This window comes from Candidatus Eisenbacteria bacterium, assembly GCA_016930695.1.
Classification (GTDB): Bacteria; Orphanbacterota; Orphanbacteria; order Orphanbacterales; family Orphanbacteraceae; genus JAFGGD01.
In genome coordinates this window covers 13,067-34,793 of record JAFGGD010000035.1, presented here as the reverse complement: position 1 = coordinate 34,793, position 21,727 = coordinate 13,067, and the positions used below count along the sequence as shown (strand labels likewise).

General features: G+C 63.6%; 19 protein-coding genes. 8 read left to right on the top strand and 11 right to left on the bottom strand.

What is annotated here, in order from left to right; translation table 11 throughout:
• Positions 1-161: 161 nt before the first annotated feature.
• A complete protein-coding gene (locus JW958_09085) occupies positions 162-515 on the bottom strand; it encodes an MGMT family protein (GenBank protein MBN1826408.1) in 354 nt (117 codons plus the stop codon).
• Positions 516-678: 163 nt separating this feature from the next.
• Between JW958_09085 and JW958_09080 the strand changes: the two genes are divergently transcribed.
• Positions 679-2,007, top strand: coding sequence for a right-handed parallel beta-helix repeat-containing protein (locus JW958_09080; protein MBN1826407.1), 1,329 nt, complete (start codon positions 679-681; stop codon positions 2,005-2,007).
• Positions 2,008-2,013: 6 nt separating this feature from the next.
• Here JW958_09080 and JW958_09075 read toward each other — a convergent pair whose 3' ends face one another.
• The 4 genes from JW958_09075 to JW958_09060 all read right to left on the bottom strand — a co-directional run bounded on the left by JW958_09075 (position 2,014) and on the right by JW958_09060 (position 5,584).
• Complete coding sequence (locus JW958_09075; GenBank protein MBN1826406.1) at positions 2,014-2,415, bottom strand: nuclear transport factor 2 family protein; 402 nt, start codon at positions 2,413-2,415, stop codon at positions 2,014-2,016.
• Positions 2,416-2,612: 197 nt separating this feature from the next.
• A complete protein-coding gene (locus JW958_09070; GenBank protein MBN1826405.1) occupies positions 2,613-3,638 on the bottom strand; it encodes a nitronate monooxygenase in 1,026 nt (341 codons plus the stop codon).
• A 115-nt stretch (positions 3,639-3,753) separates the two neighbouring features.
• Positions 3,754-4,728, bottom strand: a complete 975-nt coding sequence (locus JW958_09065) for a cation transporter (GenBank protein ID MBN1826404.1) — start codon at positions 4,726-4,728, stop codon at positions 3,754-3,756.
• A 148-nt stretch (positions 4,729-4,876) separates the two neighbouring features.
• Positions 4,877-5,584: a GPP34 family phosphoprotein gene (locus tag JW958_09060; protein ID MBN1826403.1), complete on the bottom strand. Its 708-nt coding sequence runs from the start codon at positions 5,582-5,584 to the stop codon at positions 4,877-4,879.
• Between the two features lie 360 nt (positions 5,585-5,944).
• On the opposite strand from JW958_09060, the gene JW958_09055 reads away from it, so the two are divergent.
• The gene (locus JW958_09055) at positions 5,945-7,456 is read left to right on the top strand and encodes an aldehyde dehydrogenase family protein (protein MBN1826402.1); all 1,512 of its coding nucleotides are present in this window, start codon (positions 5,945-5,947) and stop codon (positions 7,454-7,456) included.
• 1,033 nt (positions 7,457-8,489) lie between these two features.
• On the opposite strand, the gene JW958_09050 is transcribed toward JW958_09055, so the two are convergent.
• The 6 genes from JW958_09050 to JW958_09025 form a co-directional block, all read right to left on the bottom strand.
• A complete protein-coding gene (locus tag JW958_09050; protein MBN1826401.1) occupies positions 8,490-9,005 on the bottom strand; it encodes a hypothetical protein in 516 nt (171 codons plus the stop codon).
• 147 nt (positions 9,006-9,152) lie between these two features.
• On the bottom strand, positions 9,153-9,707 hold the full coding sequence (locus tag JW958_09045; protein ID MBN1826400.1) for a hypothetical protein: 555 nt from the start codon (positions 9,705-9,707) through the stop codon (positions 9,153-9,155).
• 261 nt (positions 9,708-9,968) lie between these two features.
• Positions 9,969-10,493: a hypothetical protein gene (locus JW958_09040; GenBank protein MBN1826399.1), complete on the bottom strand. Its 525-nt coding sequence runs from the start codon at positions 10,491-10,493 to the stop codon at positions 9,969-9,971.
• Between the two features lie 145 nt (positions 10,494-10,638).
• Positions 10,639-10,983, bottom strand: coding sequence for a hypothetical protein (locus JW958_09035; GenBank protein ID MBN1826398.1), 345 nt, complete (start codon positions 10,981-10,983; stop codon positions 10,639-10,641).
• Between the two features lie 667 nt (positions 10,984-11,650).
• Entirely contained in the window at positions 11,651-12,070 is a 420-nt protein-coding gene (locus tag JW958_09030) for a hypothetical protein (protein ID MBN1826397.1), read from the bottom strand.
• A 115-nt stretch (positions 12,071-12,185) separates the two neighbouring features.
• Positions 12,186-13,028: a hypothetical protein gene (locus JW958_09025; protein ID MBN1826396.1), complete on the bottom strand. Its 843-nt coding sequence runs from the start codon at positions 13,026-13,028 to the stop codon at positions 12,186-12,188.
• Positions 13,029-13,380: 352 nt separating this feature from the next.
• On the opposite strand from JW958_09025, the gene JW958_09020 reads away from it, so the two are divergent.
• From JW958_09020 to JW958_08995, 6 genes are all read left to right on the top strand, one after another.
• Entirely contained in the window at positions 13,381-13,935 is a 555-nt protein-coding gene (locus JW958_09020; GenBank protein MBN1826395.1) for a sigma-70 family RNA polymerase sigma factor, read from the top strand.
• Positions 13,932-14,441, top strand: a complete 510-nt coding sequence (locus tag JW958_09015; protein MBN1826394.1) for a zf-HC2 domain-containing protein — start codon at positions 13,932-13,934, stop codon at positions 14,439-14,441. Before JW958_09020 ends, JW958_09015 begins: the two co-directional genes overlap by 4 nt.
• Entirely contained in the window at positions 14,438-15,223 is a 786-nt protein-coding gene (locus tag JW958_09010; protein ID MBN1826393.1) for a hypothetical protein, read from the top strand. The genes JW958_09015 and JW958_09010 overlap by 4 nt, the downstream gene beginning before the upstream one ends.
• A 173-nt stretch (positions 15,224-15,396) precedes the next feature.
• Positions 15,397-18,492 (top strand): hypothetical protein, encoded by a 3,096-nt coding sequence (locus JW958_09005; GenBank protein ID MBN1826392.1) that lies wholly within the window; start codon positions 15,397-15,399, stop codon positions 18,490-18,492.
• The gene (locus JW958_09000) at positions 18,489-19,766 is read left to right on the top strand and encodes a hypothetical protein (protein MBN1826391.1); all 1,278 of its coding nucleotides are present in this window, start codon (positions 18,489-18,491) and stop codon (positions 19,764-19,766) included. The genes JW958_09005 and JW958_09000 overlap by 4 nt, the downstream gene beginning before the upstream one ends.
• A 131-nt stretch (positions 19,767-19,897) precedes the next feature.
• Positions 19,898-21,589, top strand: coding sequence for a hypothetical protein (locus JW958_08995; protein MBN1826390.1), 1,692 nt, complete (start codon positions 19,898-19,900; stop codon positions 21,587-21,589).
• Positions 21,590-21,727 lie beyond the last annotated feature (138 nt).

Sequence of the window (21,727 nt, the reverse complement as noted above, 5' to 3'; positions counted from 1 at the left end):
GAAAAGATGGATGCGCCGAATCGGCGGCCGGAACGCCCGCGGTGGGTGGAGAGACGTCCGGCCTTATCTCCTGGCGTCGGGGTTATCTACGAAGGGGAAGAACATCCGGTTTCGTGGGAAGTGCAATCCGGTCCGAACGCCGGCGGTTCTCCCGGGCGCGCTCAGGGCCAGCCGAAGCGGGCGAGGTCGACGCGGCCGCGGTCGTCGAAGAGAACGCCCTCCTCTTCGAGCAGCGCGCGCTGCACCTCCGCGCCGTAGCCGCCTCGGCGCGCGCTCACCTCGCCGCGCGCGTTGATCACCCGCTGCCAGGGGACGTCGATGTCCGGCGTCGCCGCCGCCATCGCGTAGCCGACCACCCGCGGCGACGGGCACCCGACCAGGGCGGCGATGCGCCCGTAGGTGGTGACCCGCCCGCGCGGGACGCGGCGCGCCGCCGCGTAAATCCGCTCATAAAGATCGGAGCGCCCGCGAGCGCCGCGCCCGCCGCCTCCCCTCGCCCCGCTTCTTTTCCCCATCAACGTTTTCCCTCCGGCGTGAGGATAAACGAAAACCCGCCGATCGATCCAGGGATCGGGCCGATCCCTCACTGCCGGAATCGCGTCTTTGCGCGATAAACCGGGAGAAGAGATGGTATGGTTTCACTCATCACGGAGTGGTTCTTTCCTTCAGGAGGCTGCCATGCGTTCCATCCCGGCTTTCGTTTTGTGCGTCTTTCTTTTCGCCTCGTGCGGCGACGACGGCGCATCGCCCGACTCGGGCGTCGCCGAACCGGACACGCTCCTCGTGCGGCCGGACGGCTCGGGCGTCTTTCCCACGATTCAGGCGGCGATCGATTCCGCCGGCGACGGCGACCGGATCCTTCTCGCCGACGGCTTGTTCGAAGGGGACGGCAACCGGGACATTCTCTTCCGAGGGAAAAAGCTCGCGGTCCGTTCGGAGAGCGGCGACGCCGCCGCCTGCGCCGTCGAGTGCGGCGGCGGCGAGGAGGAGTACCACTGGGGGTTCCTCTTCGTCGACGGAGAATCGCTCGACACGCGAATCGAGCACATCACGGTGCGCGGCGCATTCGGCCAATCCGGAGGGGGAATGATCTGCGGCGGCTCTTCTCCGACGATCGCCGATTGCGTCTTCGAATCGAACAAAGCGGTCCTCGGCGCCGCTCTCAGCTGCGTGAGCGGCGCGGACCCACTCGTCCTCCGCTGCCGGTTCCGGGAAAACCACGCCGATGCGGGGGGCGCGGTCTGGTGCCAAGACGCCTCGCCGACCTTCGAAGAGTGCGTGTTCGACAGCAATCTCGCCGGAGCGGCCGGCGGCGCGCTGGCGGGACAGAGTTCCTCCTTCCATCTGACCGGTTGCCTCTTCGACGGCAACGAGGCGGGGGAAAGAGGCGGGGCGGTTTCCGCGCTCTACGAATCGCCGGTGATCGAGGAATGCGTTTTCCGGGGGAACGAGGGGGGGGCGGTCGGCCTGGAGAACACGGATCAAGCGCTCGTGGAGAGCTGCCTCTTCGAAGAGAACGACGCGGAGGTCGGCGCGGCGGTGCAGTGCGGCGGCTCCACCGTTCTACGCGGCTGCGTCATGACCGGGAACAGCGCCTCTCTTTTCGGCGGGGCGGTCTGGTGCTGCGGCTCGGCCTTGATCGAGGAGTGCACCTTCGCCGGAAACGACGCCCCCGCGGGAAGCGCGCTCTACGCGTCTTGCGGCGACACGGTCCGCGTGGAACGCTGCATCGTCTCCCATCAGGGCGGCGGAGAACCGGCGGGCGCCGGATCGAGCACGACCGTCCGTTTCCTCTGCGCCGACATCTTCGGCAACGCCGGCGGCGATTGGGTCGGCCCCGCGGCCGGCCAGGAGAATAGTGAAGGGAACTTCTCGGGCGATCCGCTCTTCTGCGACCGCGAGGGGGGCGATCTCCGTCTCGGCGAAGGTTCCCCCTGCCTGCCGGGCGGGCACCCGGCAAGCGTCGATTGCGGGCGGATCGGAGCGAAGGACGCCGGCTGCGACTGACCGTTCTTAATCCGCGCCCGGCGTCTCGTGCAGAGGGGAGAACTGGTCCGCCGCGATCCACCAGCGGTCGTCCTCGAAAACAAGGGTCATCATGTCCCGGCCCTTGAGGTCGTAACGTTCCCCCTCGATCTCCACGACGATCTCGTACAGGTAGGTGACCACCGCCGCGTCGCCGAAGAGGCGCACGTCCTCGTCGGTCTCCTTCCAGGAGAGGATCCGCGCCTTCTCGGTGAAGGAGGTCCAGTCGGCCACGCACGCTTCGCGCCCGACGATCCGCTCGTTCCGGGAGGGGGTGATCAGCACCATCCTCTCGTGGAAGTGCTCCTTCAGCTTCGCCGGTTCGCCCCCGGTCCAGCAACGATTCGCGGCCCGGACCGCCTCCCAGGCCTGGCGTTCCCGTTCGTTCATGTCAAAACCTCCCGCCGTTCCGGATCTCGGCGCCGCGGTCCGGGGCGATGCGCCCGTCCTCGGGCGGCTCGGGTGGAGTGATCGGATCGAAATGCTTGAACCCGAAACGAGGATACACCGAACGGACCGCGAAAGCCAGAGTTTCCGGGCGAGGCGACGCGCGGCGTGAAGGCGCGGCGGGGACGTTTTCCTCCGGCCTAGTCCGCCCGAAGAGTCTCCCGCACCCGCCGCAGCTCCCGCTCCGTCTCCTCGATAAGGATCTTCAAGATCTCCCGCACCGGCCGGACCCGGTCGACGAGGCCGACGGATTGCCCCGCCATGAGCGATCCCCGGTCCACGTCGCCGTCCATGACGGCGCGGCGGAGGGCGCCGACCCAGAATTCCTCCACGCGCTCCTGCGCCTCGACGCGGCCGATCTCGCCGGCGTCCATGCGCCGGAGCAGGTCGAGCTGGAGGCGGCCGAAGTCGTCGGTGCTCTTGTTGCGGAGGGCGCGGACCGCCACCACGGGGAGGCGGCTGTCGTACTGGGGCGTGGAGACGGCGTCCCGCGCGTTCGCCCGGATGAAGCGCTCCTTGAACGCGGGGTGGGCGATGCTCTCCTCGGCGACGGCGAACAGCGTGCCGAGCTGCACCCCCGCGGCGCCCATCAGGAAAAGATGGGCGAGCATCCGGCCGCGCCCGATGCCGCCGGCGACGAAGACGGGAACCCGTTCCACCTCGAAGAGGACCTGCTGCAGGAGAACGCTCAGGCTGACGTGGCCCACGTGGCCGCCCGCCTCCATTCCCTCCAGGATCAGGCCGTCGACGCCGAAGTCGAGCATGCGGCGCGCGATCGAGTGGGTGGACGCGAAGGCGAGGACCCGGGCGCCGCTCTCCTTGGCGACGCGCACCTCCCTCTCCCGGGGAAAACTACCGGCGAAGATCACGAAGGGGAGGCCGAGATCGCGGACGATGGCCAGGTGTTCGCCGTAGTTGGGGGCGATGGTGATCAGATTCACGCCGAAGGGCCGGTCGGTGAGGCGGAGCGTTTCCTCGATCTGCGCGCGAAGAATCTCCGGCGGGGCGTTTCCCCCGGCGAGGGAGGCGAAACCGCCCGCGTTCGCCACCGCCGAGACGAGGTTCGGTTCGCTCACCCATGTCATGGCGCCGCACAGGATCGGCGTCTCCACGCCGAGGAATTCCCGTCCGCGCGCGAAAAATCGATCCGACAATCGTTCGCTCATCTCTCTCCTCCCCGGGGCCGCGTCGAAGAAAGGACGGGCGGCCGAAATGAGAGATCGCCCGGCCGCGCAGGGGGCGTAAAGGCGGCCGGCCGGGAAAGGGGCGGCGCGGCCCGCACTAACGCGGCTGGTCGGGATCCTTCGGAGCTCTCGGTGCCGGCTCCGCCTCCTCCGGCTCCAGATGGACCACCACGTCGACCACCGCCGGCGCGTATTCGAGAAGCCGCCTCTTCACCTCCTCGGCGATCTGGTGTCCCCGGCGGACGGTCATGCCGCCGTTCACGGTGACGTGCATGTCCACGAAGACCCCGGAGCCCATCCGGCGGGTGCGGACGGCGTGCACCGACTTCACATCCTCCATGGCGCGCGCCACCGCGCCGATCCTCTCCCGGATCGGTTCCGGCGCGCCTGCGTCGGCCAACTCGGCGAAGGCGGGTGCGACGATCTTCCAGGATGCGTGGATGATGAAGAAGCAAACCACTACGGCGCCCAGATGATCCACCACGGCCCAGCCGGGCCGAATCAGAGCGGCGATCACCGCCGCGGCGGCGGGAATCGAACTGAGCGCGTCGCTCCGGTGATGCCAGGCGTTGGCGATCACAGCCGAGGAACGCACCCGCCCTCCCACGGCGATCGTCCAACGATAAAGGATCTCCTTGACGACGATCGAAAGGGCCGCGCCCGCGAACGCGATCCACCCCGGCCGGGCGAGATGCATGGCCCGAACCGAGAGGACGGCGTGATACCCGATCCCGATCGCGACGAGGAAGAGGAGAACGCCGATGGAAGCGGTGATCATCGTCTCGATCCGGCGGTGGCCGTAGGGATGTCCCTCATCGGGCGGCGCGGACCAGAAGCGGACGCCGAGGAGAATGGCGAGATCGGTGGCGGTGTCGGAGAGAGAGTGGACGGCGTCCGCGACGACCGCCTGGCTCGACCCCAGAAATCCCGCGGCGAACTTGACCGCGGCGAGGAGCAGGTTGGCGACGAGGCCGATCCAGGTGATCCGCCGAACCTCCGCCGTCTCGGAGGCGGGGGGGGACGCCGCGCGCGCCTCGCGTCGCCGGCCGCCGGTATCGTGCCGATGCCGCATGGGGTCCCCCTCGAAAGCCGCGATCGCCTCGCCGCCGGGTGCGGCGGCGACAAAAGTACGATACGCGATGGAAAGGAGGGGAAACAAGCGGCGATCCGCGCGCCAGGAGAAGAGAAGCCCCGGCCGGCGGCGGTCGGCGCCCCCTCCCTTACGACCCCCCGGTGGCCGCCGATGAAGCGATGACCGGGATGATCACGGCGACCATCACCGCCGCGGCGACCGCGTCGTCGATCGCCTGTCCCGTCTCGCGGGCGACCATCTCCCCTTTGGCGATCCGCTCGATCCTTTTTTTGCGATCCTTCAGCACTCTCTTGTCGATGACGTTCCCGAGGAGGTTCCCCCGTTTCGTCAGGCCGATCAGGATCGCCGTGCGCGGGTCGAGGGCGCGCGCGTCGGAGACGATCGCGCGGCGGAGACGATCCACGAGCGCCTTCTCCGGCCGCGGATCGCGCTCCGGCCATCTCGTCGTCGGGAAGATGCCGAGCACCTTCCCCTCCTCCTTGCGCAGGATTCCCTTGCGGCGAAGCCCCTCGGCGGTGGTCTTCTTCAGCTTCCCCCAATGGGCGATGCGAGAGACCCAGCTCTTCACGTCGGAGCGCCTCTTCGACCGGGCGATCTTGCCCAGAAACTCGTCGAGCACCGGATCGCCGAATGGAGTGCCGTCCTTCAGTGTGATCAGTTTGCTCTTCCAGCGGGACTCCTCGATCTTCACGCGGCCGCCGAGGATCAGCTCGGCGATCACCGCCCCCCCCATCGCCATCGGATAGCAGGAACCGATTTCGGTGGTCCCCTTCTTGTCGCGCAGGGCGAGGAGGAGAATCTCTTCGTGCAGGTGGAGGTTTCTCTTCTCACGCATCGTCGTGCCGCCTCCCTCGATTGCCGTGTCGTTTCATCCGGGGCCGCCCATCCGCCCCCGAGTCGGATCCGTCATGCATACCGGATGGGGGCGCGCTCTATTCCCCGGGAATCGCCGCCCCACACTGTCGCCCCACCGAGTCTAGCGGAACGGCGGGTCCGCCGCACCCCTCGGGCGCGCGGGCGACGACCCGCCCCCAACACCCTGGTTCTCCGGGAGCGAAAAGGCTAGAATGGTGCTTCCGCCCCGCCTACGCGGCCGGGGCGGTCCCGGGACTACTTGGGAACCATCAGGGACGTGTGCCCGCAACTTGTTGTTTGGGCACGGGTTATTGACTTTCCACACAGGAGAGTGCGGACAATGAAGGACTTCTTGACTCGACTGGGAATTCAGGAAATCAACAAGGGCGCGCACCACGGCGCATGGATCGACACGAAGGGGGACGAGCTGGTCTCCTACTGCCCCGCCGACGGCGCGCCGATCGCCAAGATCATGCAGGCGACCGAGGCGGATTACGACAAGGTCGTCGAAAAAGCGCAGGAAGTGTTCCGCGAGTGGCGGATGCTGCCGGCGCCCAAACGGGGCGAAATCGTCCGCCAGATCGCCGTCGCTCTTCGCGAAAAGAAAGAGGACCTGGGAAAGCTGGTCTCCTACGAGATGGGGAAGATCCTGACCGAGGGTCTCGGCGAGGTGCAGGAGGCGATCGACATCGCCGACTTCGCCGTCGGCCTCTCCCGCCAGCTCTACGGCAAGACGATGCACTCCGAGCGGTCGCTCCACCGGATGTACGAGCAGTGGCACCCTCTCGGCACGATCGGCATCGTCACCGCCTTCAACTTCCCGGTCGCGGTGTGGGCGTGGAACGCGATGATCGCCATGGTCTGCGGCGACACGATGATCTGGAAGCCCTCCTCCCAGGCCCCTCTCTGCGCCATCGCCACGCAGAACGTGGTGAACGAGGTGCTCGAGAAAAACGGCTGGGCGGGCGTCAGCGGCATCGTGATCGGGCGCGGCTCCACGGTGGGCGAGAAGATGATCGCCGACCGCAGGCTGCCGCTCATCAGCGCGACCGGCTCCTGCCGGATGGGACGCCGGATCGGCGGCGTGGTCGGCGAGCGGCTCGGCCGCTGCCTCCTCGAGCTGGGCGGCAACAACGCGATCATCGTCGACGAGAGCGCCGACATCGAGATGACTCTTCGGGCGATCCTCTTCGGGGCCGTCGGCACCGCCGGCCAGCGCTGCACCAGCACGCGCCGCATCTTCGCCCACAAGAGCATTTACGACGAACTCACCAAGAAGCTGGTCGCCGCCTACAAGTCGGTCTCCATCGGCGATCCTCTCGACCCCAAGACGCTGATGGGGCCGCTCGTGAACGCCGGCGCCGTGACCACCATGGAGAAGGCGATCGAGCAGGCGCTCGCCCAGGGCGGAAAGATCCTCGTCGGCGGCAAGAAGAAAGAGGGGAAGGGCCACTACGTGGAGCCGACCATCATCGCCATCAAGCCGGACGCCGCGATCGTGCAGGAAGAGACCTTCGCGCCGATCCTTTATGTCTTCCCCTTCGACGACGTGGAGGAGGCGATCGCGCTGCACAACGCCGTCGACCAGGGGCTCTCGTCGGCGATGTTCACCAAGAACGTGCTCCACGGGGAGACCTTCCTGAGCCACCGCGGCTCGGACTGCGGCATCGCCAACCTGAACATCGGGACGAGCGGCGCCGAGATCGGCGGCGCGTTCGGCGGCGAGAAGGACACCGGCGGCGGCCGGGAGGCCGGCTCCGATTCGTGGAAGGCGTACATGCGCCGGCAGACGTGCACCATCAACTGGGGGAAGGAACTGCCGCTGGCGCAGGGGGTCAAGTTCGATATCTAGCCCTCCTTTTTTGACAAAAGGAAGGGCCGTCCGGGCTTTCGGACGGACAATCTGGCAAAGAGAAAGACGGGTTCCGTGGGCGCGCATCGAGGCGTTCCGGGACCCGTCTTCTTAACTACGCTTTTATCCGGCGGTTATATAGAGCTTCCGATTTCGCCCGCCGCCGGGGACGATTGGCACCGCTGATGCAAGGAGGTAGAGACGTACGGCGAGCGACAGAGGGCCGCCGGAAAGATCTCAAGAGATTGTGAAATCGTGAGATCGGCGGCCGACGGAGGATGGGAATCGAGGGGGGAAGCGGCGCCGTTACGCTCAGTTGGCCTAACTCTCTGCCGGGGGAGGGATCGGCCAAACAGCGAAGGTCCGCTTCTCCCTTCGAAGCCCATCCGTGAGATGAGACTCGGGAAAACAGAATAATAGACACGGAACCGGAACCCTTCGGCCGGAATCAGTAACCCGCCTCGCCCGTCCCTTGCGCCGAAACCGGTTCCGTATCTTTTTTTTCCGGCGGGGGAGAGTGGGATTCTGCTGCGGATTCGTTCCGCGGGCTACGGACCCTCCTTTCCTTCGCCGTTTTTCTCAACGTAGCAAGCCTGGATTATGCGCGAAGTACGGTTACGAGGGACCGGATCGCGAGGCGAGAGGCTGACTTGGACAAGCCGCTCCCGGAGGCGTAGTCTCTGCACTACGTTGAGGAAGCGGCGCCGGAAAGTCGGCCTCGCAGGCCGCGAGCCGGTGCCGCAGTAGGAAGTTTGTGCATAATCCAGGCTAAGGCTACGCCTCGAAAAACGCCTCGTCCAAGTCGGGCCCTCGCCTCGCGCACCGAACCCTCGCGACGAATCCTCCTCTCCCCCGCCGGAAAGTTGAAAAGCCGAAACGCTCCTCGTGACGAATTCGAGGCGGAAGGGCGCCGGAGTCGACCAGAGAAAGGAATGAGGGCTGCTAACCCTCGCGACGAATCCTCCTCTCCCCCGCCGCCTCTCCCTTCGGGGCACGGTCCGGAGAGGGAAAAGGTATCTGGTACCGAAGCGCATCAATCCGAGTGGTCGCCCCCTCTGACGAAGGCGGCTATTTGCGGGTCGGTGTCCGCCAACGCTTTGAACATCTCCTGTGGCGCGCCGGGCATCACCAGTTCCCGTTTCAGTTGCGTCACGGAGGATCCTTCGGCATGGGATGCGACGAGGAAGAGACATCCATCCGCGAGATCGTACTCGACTCCATCGATGACGACGAATCCCGTTATCCCGTCCGTCGTCCGGCAGGTATAACGGAAGCCCCGACCGTCCGTCGTCTGATAATCCCCCTCGATTTCGGTCTTTCTTGCGGAGGAGGAGGAGCCGGATCCTCCATGGCCGCCGCCGGAGCCGAGAGATCGAATCATGTCGTGCCAGACGACCAAGAATACGCGCTCGCCGGAGGCGTAATAAGACGCCATCGTCTCTTCGACTTGTACCGAACCGCTCGCGGTCACCAGTGATCCCCCGTTTTGCCCGCATCCGATGAGCGCGAGCAAACAGAGGAACGCAATCGCCACACAGGATCTCTTCATCTCGCCCCACCTCCGAAAAGAGAATCTTCCCCGTTCCCCTTCAGATTCACGTACACGATACCTTTTCACGTGCGTGTACAGTTACGAGAATTGTGAACGAGAGGAGGAGCGAGCGGAAAGGTATCCGGTACCCAAGAGTGAACAGGATTAAAGAAAGCGATGAACAATACTGGATACAATATCGACCACCCTATCTCCTCCGGAGCCGACGAGAATGGACGTCGCGTTGGCGCACATGCTGACGAATAAAGCCCCACTGAATCGAATCCCTGGATCGGCGACGTCCGCCGGTCTTCTGTTGCACAGCTTATAGATGACCCATGCCTCGACGAACACGACTCCGATCTCGAAAACGCCGACGCTAATGACACGGGCGACGGGATCCATGGCGTAATTTGACGCCATCAGCACCACCGTAAAAAACAACAAAGGAAACAGAAGGAAGGGCGTAATGGCATTGAGTAAAACGAGGTAAATGAAGTGTGATTTCCCTTTGCTCGTATAGGCACTCGAGAGGGCCCATGCGACTATGGCATCGAGAAACTGTGCCAGAACAAAATATGCCCTCTTTTTCGCCTCACGATCACGGGTTTCCCCTTCATCCTCGTACCATAATTCATCGGGGGGCAAATTCGCACTGCAAATACCCGCCACATTCACCGACATGAGAATCATGATCCCGATTATGATGTTGCGCTTCATGATTCCCCTCCTCTCGCCAAGGGGCAGCCGGCATTCCTCAATCCCTCCTACACATCCAAGACAAACGTATCTCTCGATGCATTTATATTATTGTATGTCTCTTTCGTCCCTGAATATTCTACTCCACTATTTCCCGATCGACTAGACATCGACCTCGTTTTAGAAAATAAAACCCCGTAACGAGGATTCGTTCACGTGCGCGTTCCAGTTCACGCACTTGATACCTTTCTTGAACGTAAACGGAAAAAAGGAAGAGGAAACCTACTTGTGCTCCGCCGCTTTACGGAAGAGCCGCGCGGAGATGAGCCAGAGAACGAGGAAGAACGCGGTGAGGAGGAGAATGTCGTAAGGATAGTTTGCGGTTTCTCGGCCGAATCCGGCGACGAGAGCGATCGCGGCGACGACGACTTGGGCGAGAGCCATCGCGATGAGTGCGCGCGCCATGCCACGGGGCCGGAAGCGCGCGAACATGGAACCGATGATTCCGACGGCGAGCACCCCGAAGTACATCCCATTGGAGGGATCGCAATCCTTCCCGATGATGCCGACGCCAAGACTGAGCCAGACGAGGAGGAACGCCGCCGCGAGCGCGACGGCGGCGGCGGCTCGGTACGCTTTGCTGCCCGTCCTTCTCACCGCGAGTTCAAAGGTGACACCGGCGCTGACCAGGAGTGCGCCGAGAACAACGAAATCCCCCACGCCCCATTCCACCTCGTCGGTGACCTGCATGGCGATAAGCGGGAGCAAGAATACAATCGCCGCAATGCCCCAGAGCACTATTCTCATTCAGTCCAGCCTCTCGCTTCTGTTCTCCATCGTTGCTCTTCTTGTTCACAAGGGACGTAGCTGCGTTCCGGGCGTTTCCTGTCCGACAAGCCCAACCGCAACACCACCTAATATAACGCACCGAACACAGCTACGTCCCCTGGAGCTACATCGCGGTTCCATCCTGCTTGCCACCATCCGGTTCTCCTCCGCGGGGTGCCGACCGTAGCGCCGACCGCAGCACCCAGAACCCTGGTGTTGCGATCATCCCGGCAACGAGCAGTTGCCACGCGAGCGGAGAGCTGCCTGCGATCACGAGCAGCCTGATACCGTTGAGAACAAGGCCGAGAGAGACCATGAGGTACAGCCACACCCCGACGCTGGGACGCAGCCACAGCAGAGCTGCTGTCAACACCAACCAAGCGATATCAACGGCGATAGCCGGATTCGCCGCGAGCGGAACGAGAAACACGACGGTAACGACGAGGATACTAATGCTGTAGACGGCCACGACGCGCGGAGGGGGACTCCACCACCGCCGGCCCGACGGGACTTCTGGTCTCTCTGGAAAACCAATCATACAGCCGGACCCTCGACTGCGGATCTGGACCGCCTAATGAACCGCGCATCAGCCGCGGTTTCGATGACAGGCTATTGAAATATACCGCTTCGAGATACCGGAAAAGCAAAACAAGTTCGGTAGCCTGTCACCGGAATCACATAATCCGTATTGTGTCCCCAGAATACTAATAAGCGGGAGCAAGAGTACAATCGCCGCGATTCCCCAGATAGCTATCCTCATTCAGCCCAGCCTCTCGCCTCTGTCTTTACTTCCGGGCTTTTTGTTCCGGGGACACAATACGGAATTCACCATTCGTTTTAGCTTCCCTTATGGTGTGATTCGGGGTTATCACTCGGGACAGCCTCACGATCGGGATGTATACATTCCCGTGATACAGGGTTTTTGAATATTCCGTATTGTGTCCCCAGAATTCGAGCCCGATTTCCGCACCCACTGCGAAGCGAAGTCAAGACGTCGAGAGTGACCGGACACCATCGTCGCCTCTCTTAGAAGACGGTGACCCAGGAGGTTTTTTTGCCTTGCGCCCAGGGGGCCTTATAAGTGTTGGACATCCAATATTGGCCTAAATGCTCATTCGTCAAGGGTACTGTGAGAATCAAAAGCCTAAATGGAACCAACGGGCATCTTTCCTGCTGTATTCGTAAGTTGCCATTCCAATGTCACTGCTATCACTTCCTCTTACTACAAAAAATATTGCTCCTGCGTAAGGATGTTGACTGTCCTCAGTGTCTATGATTGAAGCTGACATGAGGGTGACCATGATTTGAGCCGTTGGATTAGTCCAAACGTTTTGATCAGATGGAGCATCTTTATAAGGTTCAAATCCGAGTAAGGCATTGCTCAGGTCAGATGGTTCGTGAAGAACCGTCACGGTGTCAGCTGGATAAAGTATTCCATATGTGATGACATCCTTACTAAATGCTTCAACGAGACTTTCTTGAGAAGGTGGACTCTTAGAACATCCAATCGAAACAATCATAACTAGGAGTGCTGCGAACGAACACATAGATTTCATATGCTACTTTCCTTCCTGGGGAGTTGTTTGAGTTGACACTAGTGTCCATATTAAGACGTCCAACGCTCCGCGTAAGCTGCGGGCGCCGAAGGCGACCGCCAGCTTCACGCGGCTGTTAGGCACCCGTCCGGGGCTTCTCACGCAGTGCATTCAGAACCGACTCCATTGCACCTGCCTGACATCGATCAGAATATACTGTCACTGACGACCGCTTCTCCTTGCTACCATCCATGGCCACCGTATTTGAATCCACCTTCATAAATCCGCTGTGACAGTGATCACACACATGCAATTCGAGTTCTGTAGAAGGGTAGAGCTTCTTGGTGGCCGTCCACTCGTGAGCCTGAAGTGTGCCTTGGGACAGTTCAGATAGGACACGGTTCAGCTCAGACTGGGCGAAGAGATGCTGTTGCTTGACCATATACCTCGCACACGCCTCACAGTAAGGCCTCATCTTCGGCAAGAACGCGAAGGCGGCGAATGAGACGATGCCGATACCGAGCAGGGTCTCTACCCAGTAGACAGCGGGAAGATCCAGAATCCCTAGGGCCCCAGCTGCCCGGGGCATGTCAAGGAACCTCAAGGAGACACTGGTGACTAGAATCCGAAATACAAGAGACAGCGCGATAGTTGCGGCTAGGACCGCTCGTTCCACCCGTGGGTTCCTACAATGCGCGCGTTTCGTGGCCACACTGAGAAGATAGGCGAGGATGCCACCTGTGATGAGAAACGCAATTCCGCCGAAAAGAAGGGGGGCCACAACGACGTAGACGCCTGAGGCGAAACGGAGACAGAATCCGGCGACCGCATGCGACAAGCCCAATGGAACCTGTATCAGCACTGCGATGATCAGCGCCAAGAGCGCATATGTACGCCGTGTGGAGGGAGAAGACCGGCCGCTAGGGACGTACGTCTGCCCTGGGTTCGCAATACTCACGTTTCCCGAGTGCTCGTTCATGGGTTACCTCCTCTATTCAGGTGCCTAACAATGCTTATATAGTTTCTCTCTAAAACCCCTTGGCCGCAAGATAGCAATAGAACCCCTCTAGACTGGAAATACTGAAAGTCAGGTTTTTGCAACGCAGTACGGAGGCTACCGCGTTGGTCATGGGGTGATATATGGTTTCTGTATAACACACTCGACCCTGGTTATTCTACATCATTCGCTCTGAAATGCCCGGGGACTTCGATGATCGCCACCGGCTTCCTCCCCCCTTCCTCCCCACCCCTCGCCGCGATATTCTCCCCCTGCCCGCATTTTTCCGTGAAGAATGGGGGCGGTGGTTCGTTTCTATCTTCGAGAGGAGAGAATGGAAGTGGACCCGAAGGCGGAGAGGAGCGACGAGATGCTGATGGGGGCGGTGGCCGGGGGATCGGCGGAGGCGTTCGAGGAGATCCTCCGGAGATACCAGGACCGCGTGCTCGGGCTTCTCGTCGGGATGACCGGCGACAGGGAGACGGCGAGGGATCTCACCCAGGAGTGTTTTCTCCGCCTCCTCCGGAGCGCCGGCCGTTACCGCCCGAAGGGACGCTTCTCCTCGTACCTCTTCACCATCGCGCGAAGGCTCGCCTACGACGAGACGGGGCGGGCGTGGCGCAGGCGCGAATCGATTCCGGAGACGCTCCCCGACCCGGGCGAGAACCCGGCGGAGCGTACGGAACGGCTCGACCGGGAGTCGCGTCTCCGCGAAGCGATCCGGAAACTGCCGGACGCGGAGAGGGAAGTGCTGCTTCTGAGCGAAAGGGGCGGTCTCCGGTACGCGGAGATCGCGCGCGTCGTCGGCTGCCCGGAGGGGACGGTCGCGTCGCGCAAGAACCGCGCCCTCCGTATGCTCCGGGAGGCGCTCGGGGAGGTGAGGTCGTGAGCGAGAGGAACCGTCCGAACTGCCAACGTGTCCGGGAGAACCTGGGCCGTCTGTTGGACGGCGAGCTGCCCAAGAAGGATCGGGAAGAGCTGCTCGCCCACATCGGCGTTTGCGTGGAGTGCGCCGCCGAGTGGGAGACGGTGCGCGAGATCCGGAGGGCGGCCGGACGCGGGGCGGAGAGAGGGACCGAAGAGGAACGCCGGGCGATCCTGCGCGCGGCCGAGCCGGAGCTCGCGAGGCTCCGCGCGCGACGCGGACGCGGGGGGAGGACCGCGACGGCGCTCCGCCGCGCCGCACATTCCCCCCGCGTCCGGATCGCCGCCGTCGTCGCCGCCGTGATCGTCTTCGCCTTCCTCGTTCCGACCCGTGGCGGGCGCGCGCCGGCCCCCGCGGCGATGGTGGTGTGGACCTACGCGGAACTGGACCGGCCCGAGGCGAACAGGTCCTTCCCGCTCGGATCGTACGACGCGGGGAGCCCCTTCGCCGGGGAAAGGAGTGAACGATGAAACGGAACACGCGCCCCCTCGCCGCACTCTTCGCCGCGGCTTTTCTTCTCGCCGCCGCCGGCGTCGTCGGCGCGGAGGAGATCCACAAGATCGAGCTCGAGAACCGCAAGTTCATCGAGGGGTCGATCCTCCCGGTGTCGGACTGCAACGTCCTGATCCGCACCGAGACGGAATGGTCGATCGTCCCCATCGACAAGGTCCGGTCGGTGGACGGCGGCCGCGACTTCGCCCCCCTCCTCATCGGCGGCGCCGGCCCGGTGATCCGCTACGAGACCTTCGAGGAGGTCGAGCCGAACGGCGACATGGTCCTTCACTCCTCCTTCACCAACAGGAACGCGGGGAGCGAAGTGGTCCGCAGCATCGATTGGGGAATCGCCCCGCACGAGAAGGAGCTTCTGGACGGCTGGCGCGTCTTCGACCCCTTCGGAAATGAACTCCCCCTCCGGTTCGAGGAGAGAAGCGGCGGCGGCGGGCGCGTGACCGCCGATCTGGTCCGGCCGATCCTCCCCGGCGAGGAAGTGCGATTCGCGAACCGCATCGTGTATCACGGCTATACCAAAGAAAATCAAGGGGTTTGGCGATACGTCCACGCCGGAAACTACCCGGAGGATCGCCTCGTCCAGAAGATGGTCCGTCTTCCGAAGGGGGCCCGCGTCGAAATGATCGAGCCGGAGCCGGTGCAGAGCTTCGACCTGGACGGATCGCCTATCGTGGTGTGGAGGCGGATGTTCGACGCCGGCGAGGAGACCCCCCTCACCATCACCTATCGACTGGGATCCTGATCCGGCCCCGACCGCATACCGCCCGAACGCTCGACCCGGACCGCCGCGCGGCCCGGGTCGAACCGCTGGAACATCCGATTCTTATAGGAGTTGCACCCTCCTTTCCTTGACATCCTTCTCCAGGCGATCTATCATTTGCACCCGAACCAGACCCCCTGGCGGAGTGATTGCTAATGAAGAATTTCATCGATAACGAAAGGCTGGTCGTCGGCGTCGACGTCGGATCGATCAGCGTCAAGATCGCGGTGGTCGGCGCGGGCGCCGCGCGGGACCGGATGAAGGGGATCCCCTTCGAGGAAAACGGATACCGTCTCTTCGAGAAAGAGAACGCCCTTGTGGCGCTCTCCCCCTATCGCCGGCACATCGGGCGACCCCGGGCGACGGCGATCGAAATGCTCCGCGATCTGTTCGCCCTCCTCCCCGAGGAGCGGGTCGACCGGATCGCCGTCACCGGCTCCGGCGGCAAACACCTGGCCGCCTCCCTCGGCACGGGGCACAAGAACGAGTTCCGCGCCGTCGCCGCCGGCGTCAACCTGCTGCACCCGGAGGTGCGGACCATTCTCGAGATGGGCGGGGAGAACTCCAAGTACATCCGCATGACCCCCACCGACGACGGCTCCACCGGGATCGTCGATTACGAGACCAACGGCGACTGCGCCGCCGGCACCGGCTCCTTCATGGACCAGCAGGCGACGCGGCTCCTCTATAAGATCGAAGATGTGGGCGGCTTGGTCGCCGAGGCGCGGCGCACGCCGACCATCGCCGGGCGCTGCTCCGTCTTCGCCAAGAGCGACATGATCCACGCCCAGCAAAAGGGGTACGAGCCGCCGGAAGTGCTCAAGGGGCTCTGCGAGGCGGTGGCGCGCAATTACAAGGCGAGCATCATCCGCGGGAAGGCGATCGAGCCGCCGGTGGCGTTTCTGGGCGGCGTCTCGGCCAACCAAGGCGTGGTCGAGGCGATGCGCTCCCTCCTCGGAGTGGACCGGTCGGACGACTTTTTCGTCCCCGAGCACTACGCCTGGATCTCCGCCGTCGGCGCCGCCCTTCTCTCCGCCCGCGAGGACGGCGACGGCGGGGCGCGTTTCCTCTCCCCCGCGTCGATCCTCATCGACATGGACGAGGAGGCGGAGCGCTTCCCCCGGTCGAATCCTCTCTCGATGGAGAAGGTCGTCCTCCTTCGCGACAGGATCCGCCCCTACCACTTCCCCGAGGGGGGAGGTCCGGTGGACGCGTGGCTCGGCATCGACATCGGCTCCGTCTCGACCAACCTGGTCGTCACCGACGACGACCTGAACGTGATCTATGAGATCTACACGCGGACCGAGGCGCGCCCCATCGAGGTGGTGAACCGGGGGCTCAAGGAGATCGAGCGGGCCGTCGGAAGCAGGATCCGCGTGCGCGGCGTCGGCACCACCGGCTCCGGCCGCGAGCTGATCGGCGAACTGGTCGGCGCGGACACGATCAACGACGAGATCACCGCCCACAAGACGGGCGCCTCCGCCATCGGCCGCAAGCTGATCGACCACGAGGTGGACACCATCTTCGAAATCGGCGGCCAGGACTCCAAGTTCATCTCCATCGAGGACGGCGTGGTGGTCGACTTCGCCATGAACGAGGCGTGCGCCGCCGGCACCGGCTCCTTCCTCGAGGAACAGGCGGAGCGCCTCGACATCTCCATCAAGGACGAGTTCTCACGGCTCGCGCTCTCCTCGACCGGACCGATCCGCCTCGGCGAGCGGTGCACCGTCTTCATCGAGAAGGATCTGATCCCCTATCTGCAGAAGGGGGCGAAGAAAGAGGACCTGGTCGCCGGGCTCGCCTACTCCATCGCCATCAACTACCTGAACCGGGTGGTGCGGGGGCGGCACATCGGCGACGTGATCTACTTCCAGGGGGGGACCGCCTACAACGACTCGGTCGGCGCCGCCTTCGCGACCATCCTGGACAAGGAGATCATCATCCCGCCGCACAACGGTGTGGTGGGCGCCATCGGAATGGCGATCCTGGCGCGCCAGAAGATCCGCGGGACGGGCGCGTCGAGCACCTTCCGCGGTTATTCCCTCGACGCGGTGAACTACTCGATCCGCGACTTCACGTGCAAGGGATGCACCAACTACTGCGAGATCCAGGAATTCACCGTGGAAGGGGAAAAGACCTACTGGGGGGACAAGTGCTCCGAGCGTTTCCGGAAGAAGAGGAAGGTGGATCGGCAACCGGTGGTGGCCGATCTGGTCCGCTTCCGTGAAGAGGCGCTCCTGCGCGGGTTCGAGCCGGAAAACGGCGGCGCGCCCCGGGTCGGTATTCCGCGGGCGATGTATTTCTACGACCGGTTCCCCTTCTGGAACCGCCTCTTCGCCGAGCTGGGCTGCGAGGTGGTGATCTCCGACCCGACCACGAAAGAGATCGTCAACCGCGGCCTCGACACGACCGTCGCCGAACCCTGCTTCCCGATCAAGGTGGCCCACGGCCACGTGGAGCAGCTCCTGGACCGGGAAATCGACGTCCTCTTCATGCCGAACGTGATCAACGCCGAGACGGACACGCCCGAGTTCGAGAGCTTCCTCTGCCCCTGGGGGCAGACGCTCCCGTTCGTGGTGGGCCAGTCGGGGATGCGCGAGCGGATCGGCGACAGGATGCTGGCGCCGAACATCCACTTCCGGGACGGCATGGACCGGGTGAAACGGGAGATGGCGCCGGTGTGGGAGAGGATCGGCGTGCCGCGCCGGCAGGGAGACAAGGCGCTCGCGGCGGCCTACGAGGCGCAGCGCGACTTCGACCGGGCGCTCCTGGCGGAGGGCGCGAAGGCGCTCCGCGTGCTCGAAGAGACCGGCGAGCCGGGGATCATCCTCTTCGGCCGCCCCTACAACATGTACGACCGGGGCGTGAACATGAACATGCCGACCAAGCTCCGCGAGCAGTACGGCGTGAACCTGATCCCCCTCGACTTCCTGCCGCTTTTCGGAACCGACATGCGGGGCGTGAACGACAACATGTACTGGAACTACGGGCGCAAGATCCTGCAGGCCGCCCTGTTCGTCAAGGAGCGCCCCCACCTGCATGTCATTTACATCACCAACTTCAAGTGCGGGCCCGATTCGTACATCAAGCATTACATCCGGCGCGCCTCGGGGAAACCCTTCCTCAGCCTCACCATCGACGGGCACGCCAACGACGCCGGCGCGATGACCCGCTGCGAGGCCTATCTCGACTCGAAGGGTTTCCTGCGGCGCTGGTCCGACGAGACGGTCGCGGAGGAACAGGGACGATGAAGACCCCCGTGCAGGAGCACCCGCTTCGTGGGCGCAAGCTCTACATCCCCCCGATGGCCTACGGCTCCGCGTCGGCGCTGGCCGCCGTCTTCCGCTCGCTCGGCGTGGACGCCCAGCCGACGCCGCCGTCGAACGAGAGAACGCTGGAACTCGGCGGCCGCTACGCTTCCGGCGACGAGTGCCATCCCGAGAAGGTGACCCTCGGCGACTTCCTCCGGATCACCGAGGAGAAAGACTTCGACCCGGAAAAGACCGCCTTCTTCATGCCCACCGCCGGCGGACCCTGTCGCTTCGGCCAGTATTCGAACCTGCTCCGCGCGGTGCTGGACGACCTGGGGCTGGAGAACGTGCTCGTCTTCGCGCCCACCTCGAAGGACGGCTACGCGGGGATCGGCACGGAGAACGTGGAGCGCGCCGCCTGGCGCGCCCTCGTCGGCGCGGACGTGCTCCGCAAGATGCAGCTCCGCACACGCCCCTTCGAGACCGTGAAGGGAGACACCGACACGGTCTATCACGAGGGGATTCAACGCCTCATCGAAGTATTGGAGAAGCAGGGCCTCTCGACGGGGAAGCGGCTGGACAGGATCGTCGAGGTACTGACCATATCCCGGGACGCCTTCCGCGCGCTCCCCTCCCGCTACGACCCGAGCCGGCCGCTCATCGGGATCGTCGGGGAGATCTTCTGCCGCCTGAACCGCTTCGCCAACGAGGACCTGGCCCGCAAGGTGGAGGAACAGGGCGGCGTCACCTGGCTTTCGGACATCTGCGAATGGGTCTGGTACACCAATTCGGAGAAGAAGATCCGCATCCGCGACGAAGGGAAGAACGTGGCGGCCCGTCTCGCGAAGCAAAAGGTGACCGCCTTCGTGCAGCACGCCGACGAGCACGCCATGTACAAACCTTTCGAGGAGGACTTCGTCGGTTTCGAGGAGCCGGAAAGCATCGAGGAGGTCCTCGATCTCGCCCGCCCCTACCTTCCGCAGCGGGGCGCCCTCGGCGAGATGATCCTCTCCGTCGGAAAGACCTGCTACCTGCACAAAAAGGGGGCGGACGGCGTGATCGACATCTCCCCCTTCTCCTGCATGAACGGGATCGTCTGCGAGGCGATCTATCCGCGCATCTCCGAGGACCACGACGATATGCCGATCCGCAACTTCTATTTCGACGGCACCCAGGTCGATATGGAACAGCAGATCGGGATCTTCATCGAACTCGCCCGCAGCTACCAGGCGCGGAAAAAGACCGAACGCCGCCACCCGAAGAGCTTCGCGTAGACGGCGGGCGGACGACGGCACCTATTTTCTTGTTTTTCTCGTCATGAACAATCTAAACTGGGATGGTTCATTCGTGGCCGTCCCGTACGGATGTCCTTTGCTCTACACCATTCGATCGAAAGGCGATGATCATGAAAAGGTATCCCCCCGTTTATTCGGCCATCGTCCTCTTTCTCGGTCTCCTTCTGCTCGGCGGTTGCGGCGGCGGGGACGGCGACGACAACCCGGCCGGGACGACCGACGTGACGCCGCCCGCGGCGGTTGACGACCTCGGGGCGACGGCGATCACCGGCTCCTCCATCACACTCGCCTGGGCCGCCCCGGGCGACGACGGCTCCACCGGAACGGCCGCTTCCTACGACATCCGTTACTCCACCTCGTCGATCGATACCTCCAACTGGGCCTCCGCCACACAGGCGACCGGCGAGCCGTCTCCGCAGGCGGCGGGCACGACCCAAAGCTTCACCCTCACCGGCCTCGCGGACAGCACCGCCTACTGGGCGGCGATCGTCACGGCGGACGAGGCGGCGAACCTCTCCCCCCTCTCCAATGTGGTCGCCTGCACCACCTCCACGGGAACGGTGCCGGCACTCGACCTGACCGGTTACTGGGACTTCCGGCTGGTCTACGATTCCTCCCCCGATCCGGAAGAAATCGCGGACTGTCCCCACGTGGAGCAGACCGGCACATCCCTCGTCTTCACGCCGTTCTACTATCCGGAAAACCCGGGGCTGACCGGATCGTTGACGGGGGACAGCCTCCATCTCACGGACACCGGAGGCGAATGGACGTTTTCCGGAAAGGCGAACGCCGACAGCATGTGGGGAAACTGGTCGGAGGAAGAGCCGGGCGAGGAAGAGAAAACCGGCACCTGGACGGCGGTGAAGAGAAGCACGGCGCCCGATTCCGAGGACTGGGTGGCGGTGAACGCCGATGTCATCTGCGGACGCACGACCGAAAACGATTATCATATCATCGCGCAGTTGGACGACGAGGAGGGGATCGTGGAGAGCGCCACACTGAGCGGCGATCTGCTCACCGGGAGCTTCGATCTCTCCAACACGCTCTACGCCCAAGAGGAGGGGACGGACGAGTGGTGGACCGACTTCTCCGACTCCGATCTCATCGTCTCCCAAGGATCGTCCCCCTCCTTCCCGCTCGACTACACCGTCCACATCGAGTTCGCCGGCGGCTCCTCGCGTGATGTCCCGATCACCGTCGGCCGGTATTACGACATCGAAACCCCCTGCGCCTGGCGGACCGTCTTCTTCGATGATTTCAATTCCACGACGCTCGATCCCGAATGGTCGCTTTATACAGGAGACGCGACGGTCTACACCTTGACCGGCACGGTCATCGCCGTGGACGATTCCCCCGCCTACACGGACGGCCCCTTCTTTATCTACGCCGACTCGACGGCCGGCGAGAAAACACGTCTCACCTGCGAGGTACGCACGGAGGAGATGAACGGCGAAGTGCAGTTGGTCTTCGTCCTACGCGCCTCCTCATCCGCCGGTAACTACGTGTTCGGTCTCTGGGACGGTTTGCGCATCAAGAAAGAAACCGGCGGCGGTGAGGAACTGCTCGCCTACGCCCCCTCCTACGCAATGGGAGACTACGAGACGCTCGTCTTCGAATGCATCATCGAAGAGGGCGACCTGACCTTCACCGTGCGGAACCTCTCCGGCGGAGTGGTCGCGGAAATCGAGGCGACCGATCCCTCTCCCTTCGTGGGCGGGGCGGCCGGTTTCGGCGGCGAAATCGACGGCACCACCGGCGAGTACCTCCACTTCGACGACTTCAAGCTGGAGGTGTGCGAGTAGGAAGCGTCTTCCCGGGCTCCGATCTCGACTGAGGATGGACCGTATCTCCGCGCGATCGGATTCGCTTGACTCGATTGACTACAAAGTGTAGTTGTTTGACTACGTTCTGTAGTCAATGCATGCCCGCATAGGGGTCAA

What these genes read in the sequence shown, in the direction of transcription:
- JW958_09000 (MBN1826391.1), top strand. Translation starts at nt 18,489, where the DNA reads ATGAAGACCCCCGTGCAGGAGCACCCGCTTCGTGGGCGCAAGCTCTAC.
- JW958_09005 (MBN1826392.1), top strand. Translation starts at nt 15,397, where the DNA reads ATGAAGAATTTCATCGATAACGAAAGGCTGGTCGTCGGCGTCGACGTC.
- JW958_09045 (MBN1826400.1), bottom strand. Translation starts at nt 9,707, where the DNA reads ATGAAGCGCAACATCATAATCGGGATCATGATTCTCATGTCGGTGAAT.
- JW958_09075 (MBN1826406.1), bottom strand. Translation starts at nt 2,415, where the DNA reads ATGAACGAACGGGAACGCCAGGCCTGGGAGGCGGTCCGGGCCGCGAAT.
- JW958_09080 (MBN1826407.1), top strand. Translation starts at nt 679, where the DNA reads ATGCGTTCCATCCCGGCTTTCGTTTTGTGCGTCTTTCTTTTCGCCTCG.
- JW958_09025 (MBN1826396.1), bottom strand. Translation starts at nt 13,028, where the DNA reads ATGAACGAGCACTCGGGAAACGTGAGTATTGCGAACCCAGGGCAGACG.
- JW958_08995 (MBN1826390.1), top strand. Translation starts at nt 19,898, where the DNA reads ATGAAAAGGTATCCCCCCGTTTATTCGGCCATCGTCCTCTTTCTCGGT.
- JW958_09050 (MBN1826401.1), bottom strand. Translation starts at nt 9,005, where the DNA reads ATGAAGAGATCCTGTGTGGCGATTGCGTTCCTCTGTTTGCTCGCGCTC.
- JW958_09085 (MBN1826408.1), bottom strand. Translation starts at nt 515, where the DNA reads ATGGGGAAAAGAAGCGGGGCGAGGGGAGGCGGCGGGCGCGGCGCTCGC.
- JW958_09020 (MBN1826395.1), top strand. Translation starts at nt 13,381, where the DNA reads ATGGAAGTGGACCCGAAGGCGGAGAGGAGCGACGAGATGCTGATGGGG.
- JW958_09060 (MBN1826403.1), bottom strand. Translation starts at nt 5,584, where the DNA reads ATGCGTGAGAAGAGAAACCTCCACCTGCACGAAGAGATTCTCCTCCTC.
- JW958_09065 (MBN1826404.1), bottom strand. Translation starts at nt 4,728, where the DNA reads ATGCGGCATCGGCACGATACCGGCGGCCGGCGACGCGAGGCGCGCGCG.
- JW958_09040 (MBN1826399.1), bottom strand. Translation starts at nt 10,493, where the DNA reads ATGAGAATAGTGCTCTGGGGCATTGCGGCGATTGTATTCTTGCTCCCG.
- JW958_09055 (MBN1826402.1), top strand. Translation starts at nt 5,945, where the DNA reads ATGAAGGACTTCTTGACTCGACTGGGAATTCAGGAAATCAACAAGGGC.
- JW958_09010 (MBN1826393.1), top strand. Translation starts at nt 14,438, where the DNA reads ATGAAACGGAACACGCGCCCCCTCGCCGCACTCTTCGCCGCGGCTTTT.
- JW958_09070 (MBN1826405.1), bottom strand. Translation starts at nt 3,638, where the DNA reads ATGAGCGAACGATTGTCGGATCGATTTTTCGCGCGCGGACGGGAATTC.
- JW958_09030 (MBN1826397.1), bottom strand. Translation starts at nt 12,070, where the DNA reads ATGAAATCTATGTGTTCGTTCGCAGCACTCCTAGTTATGATTGTTTCG.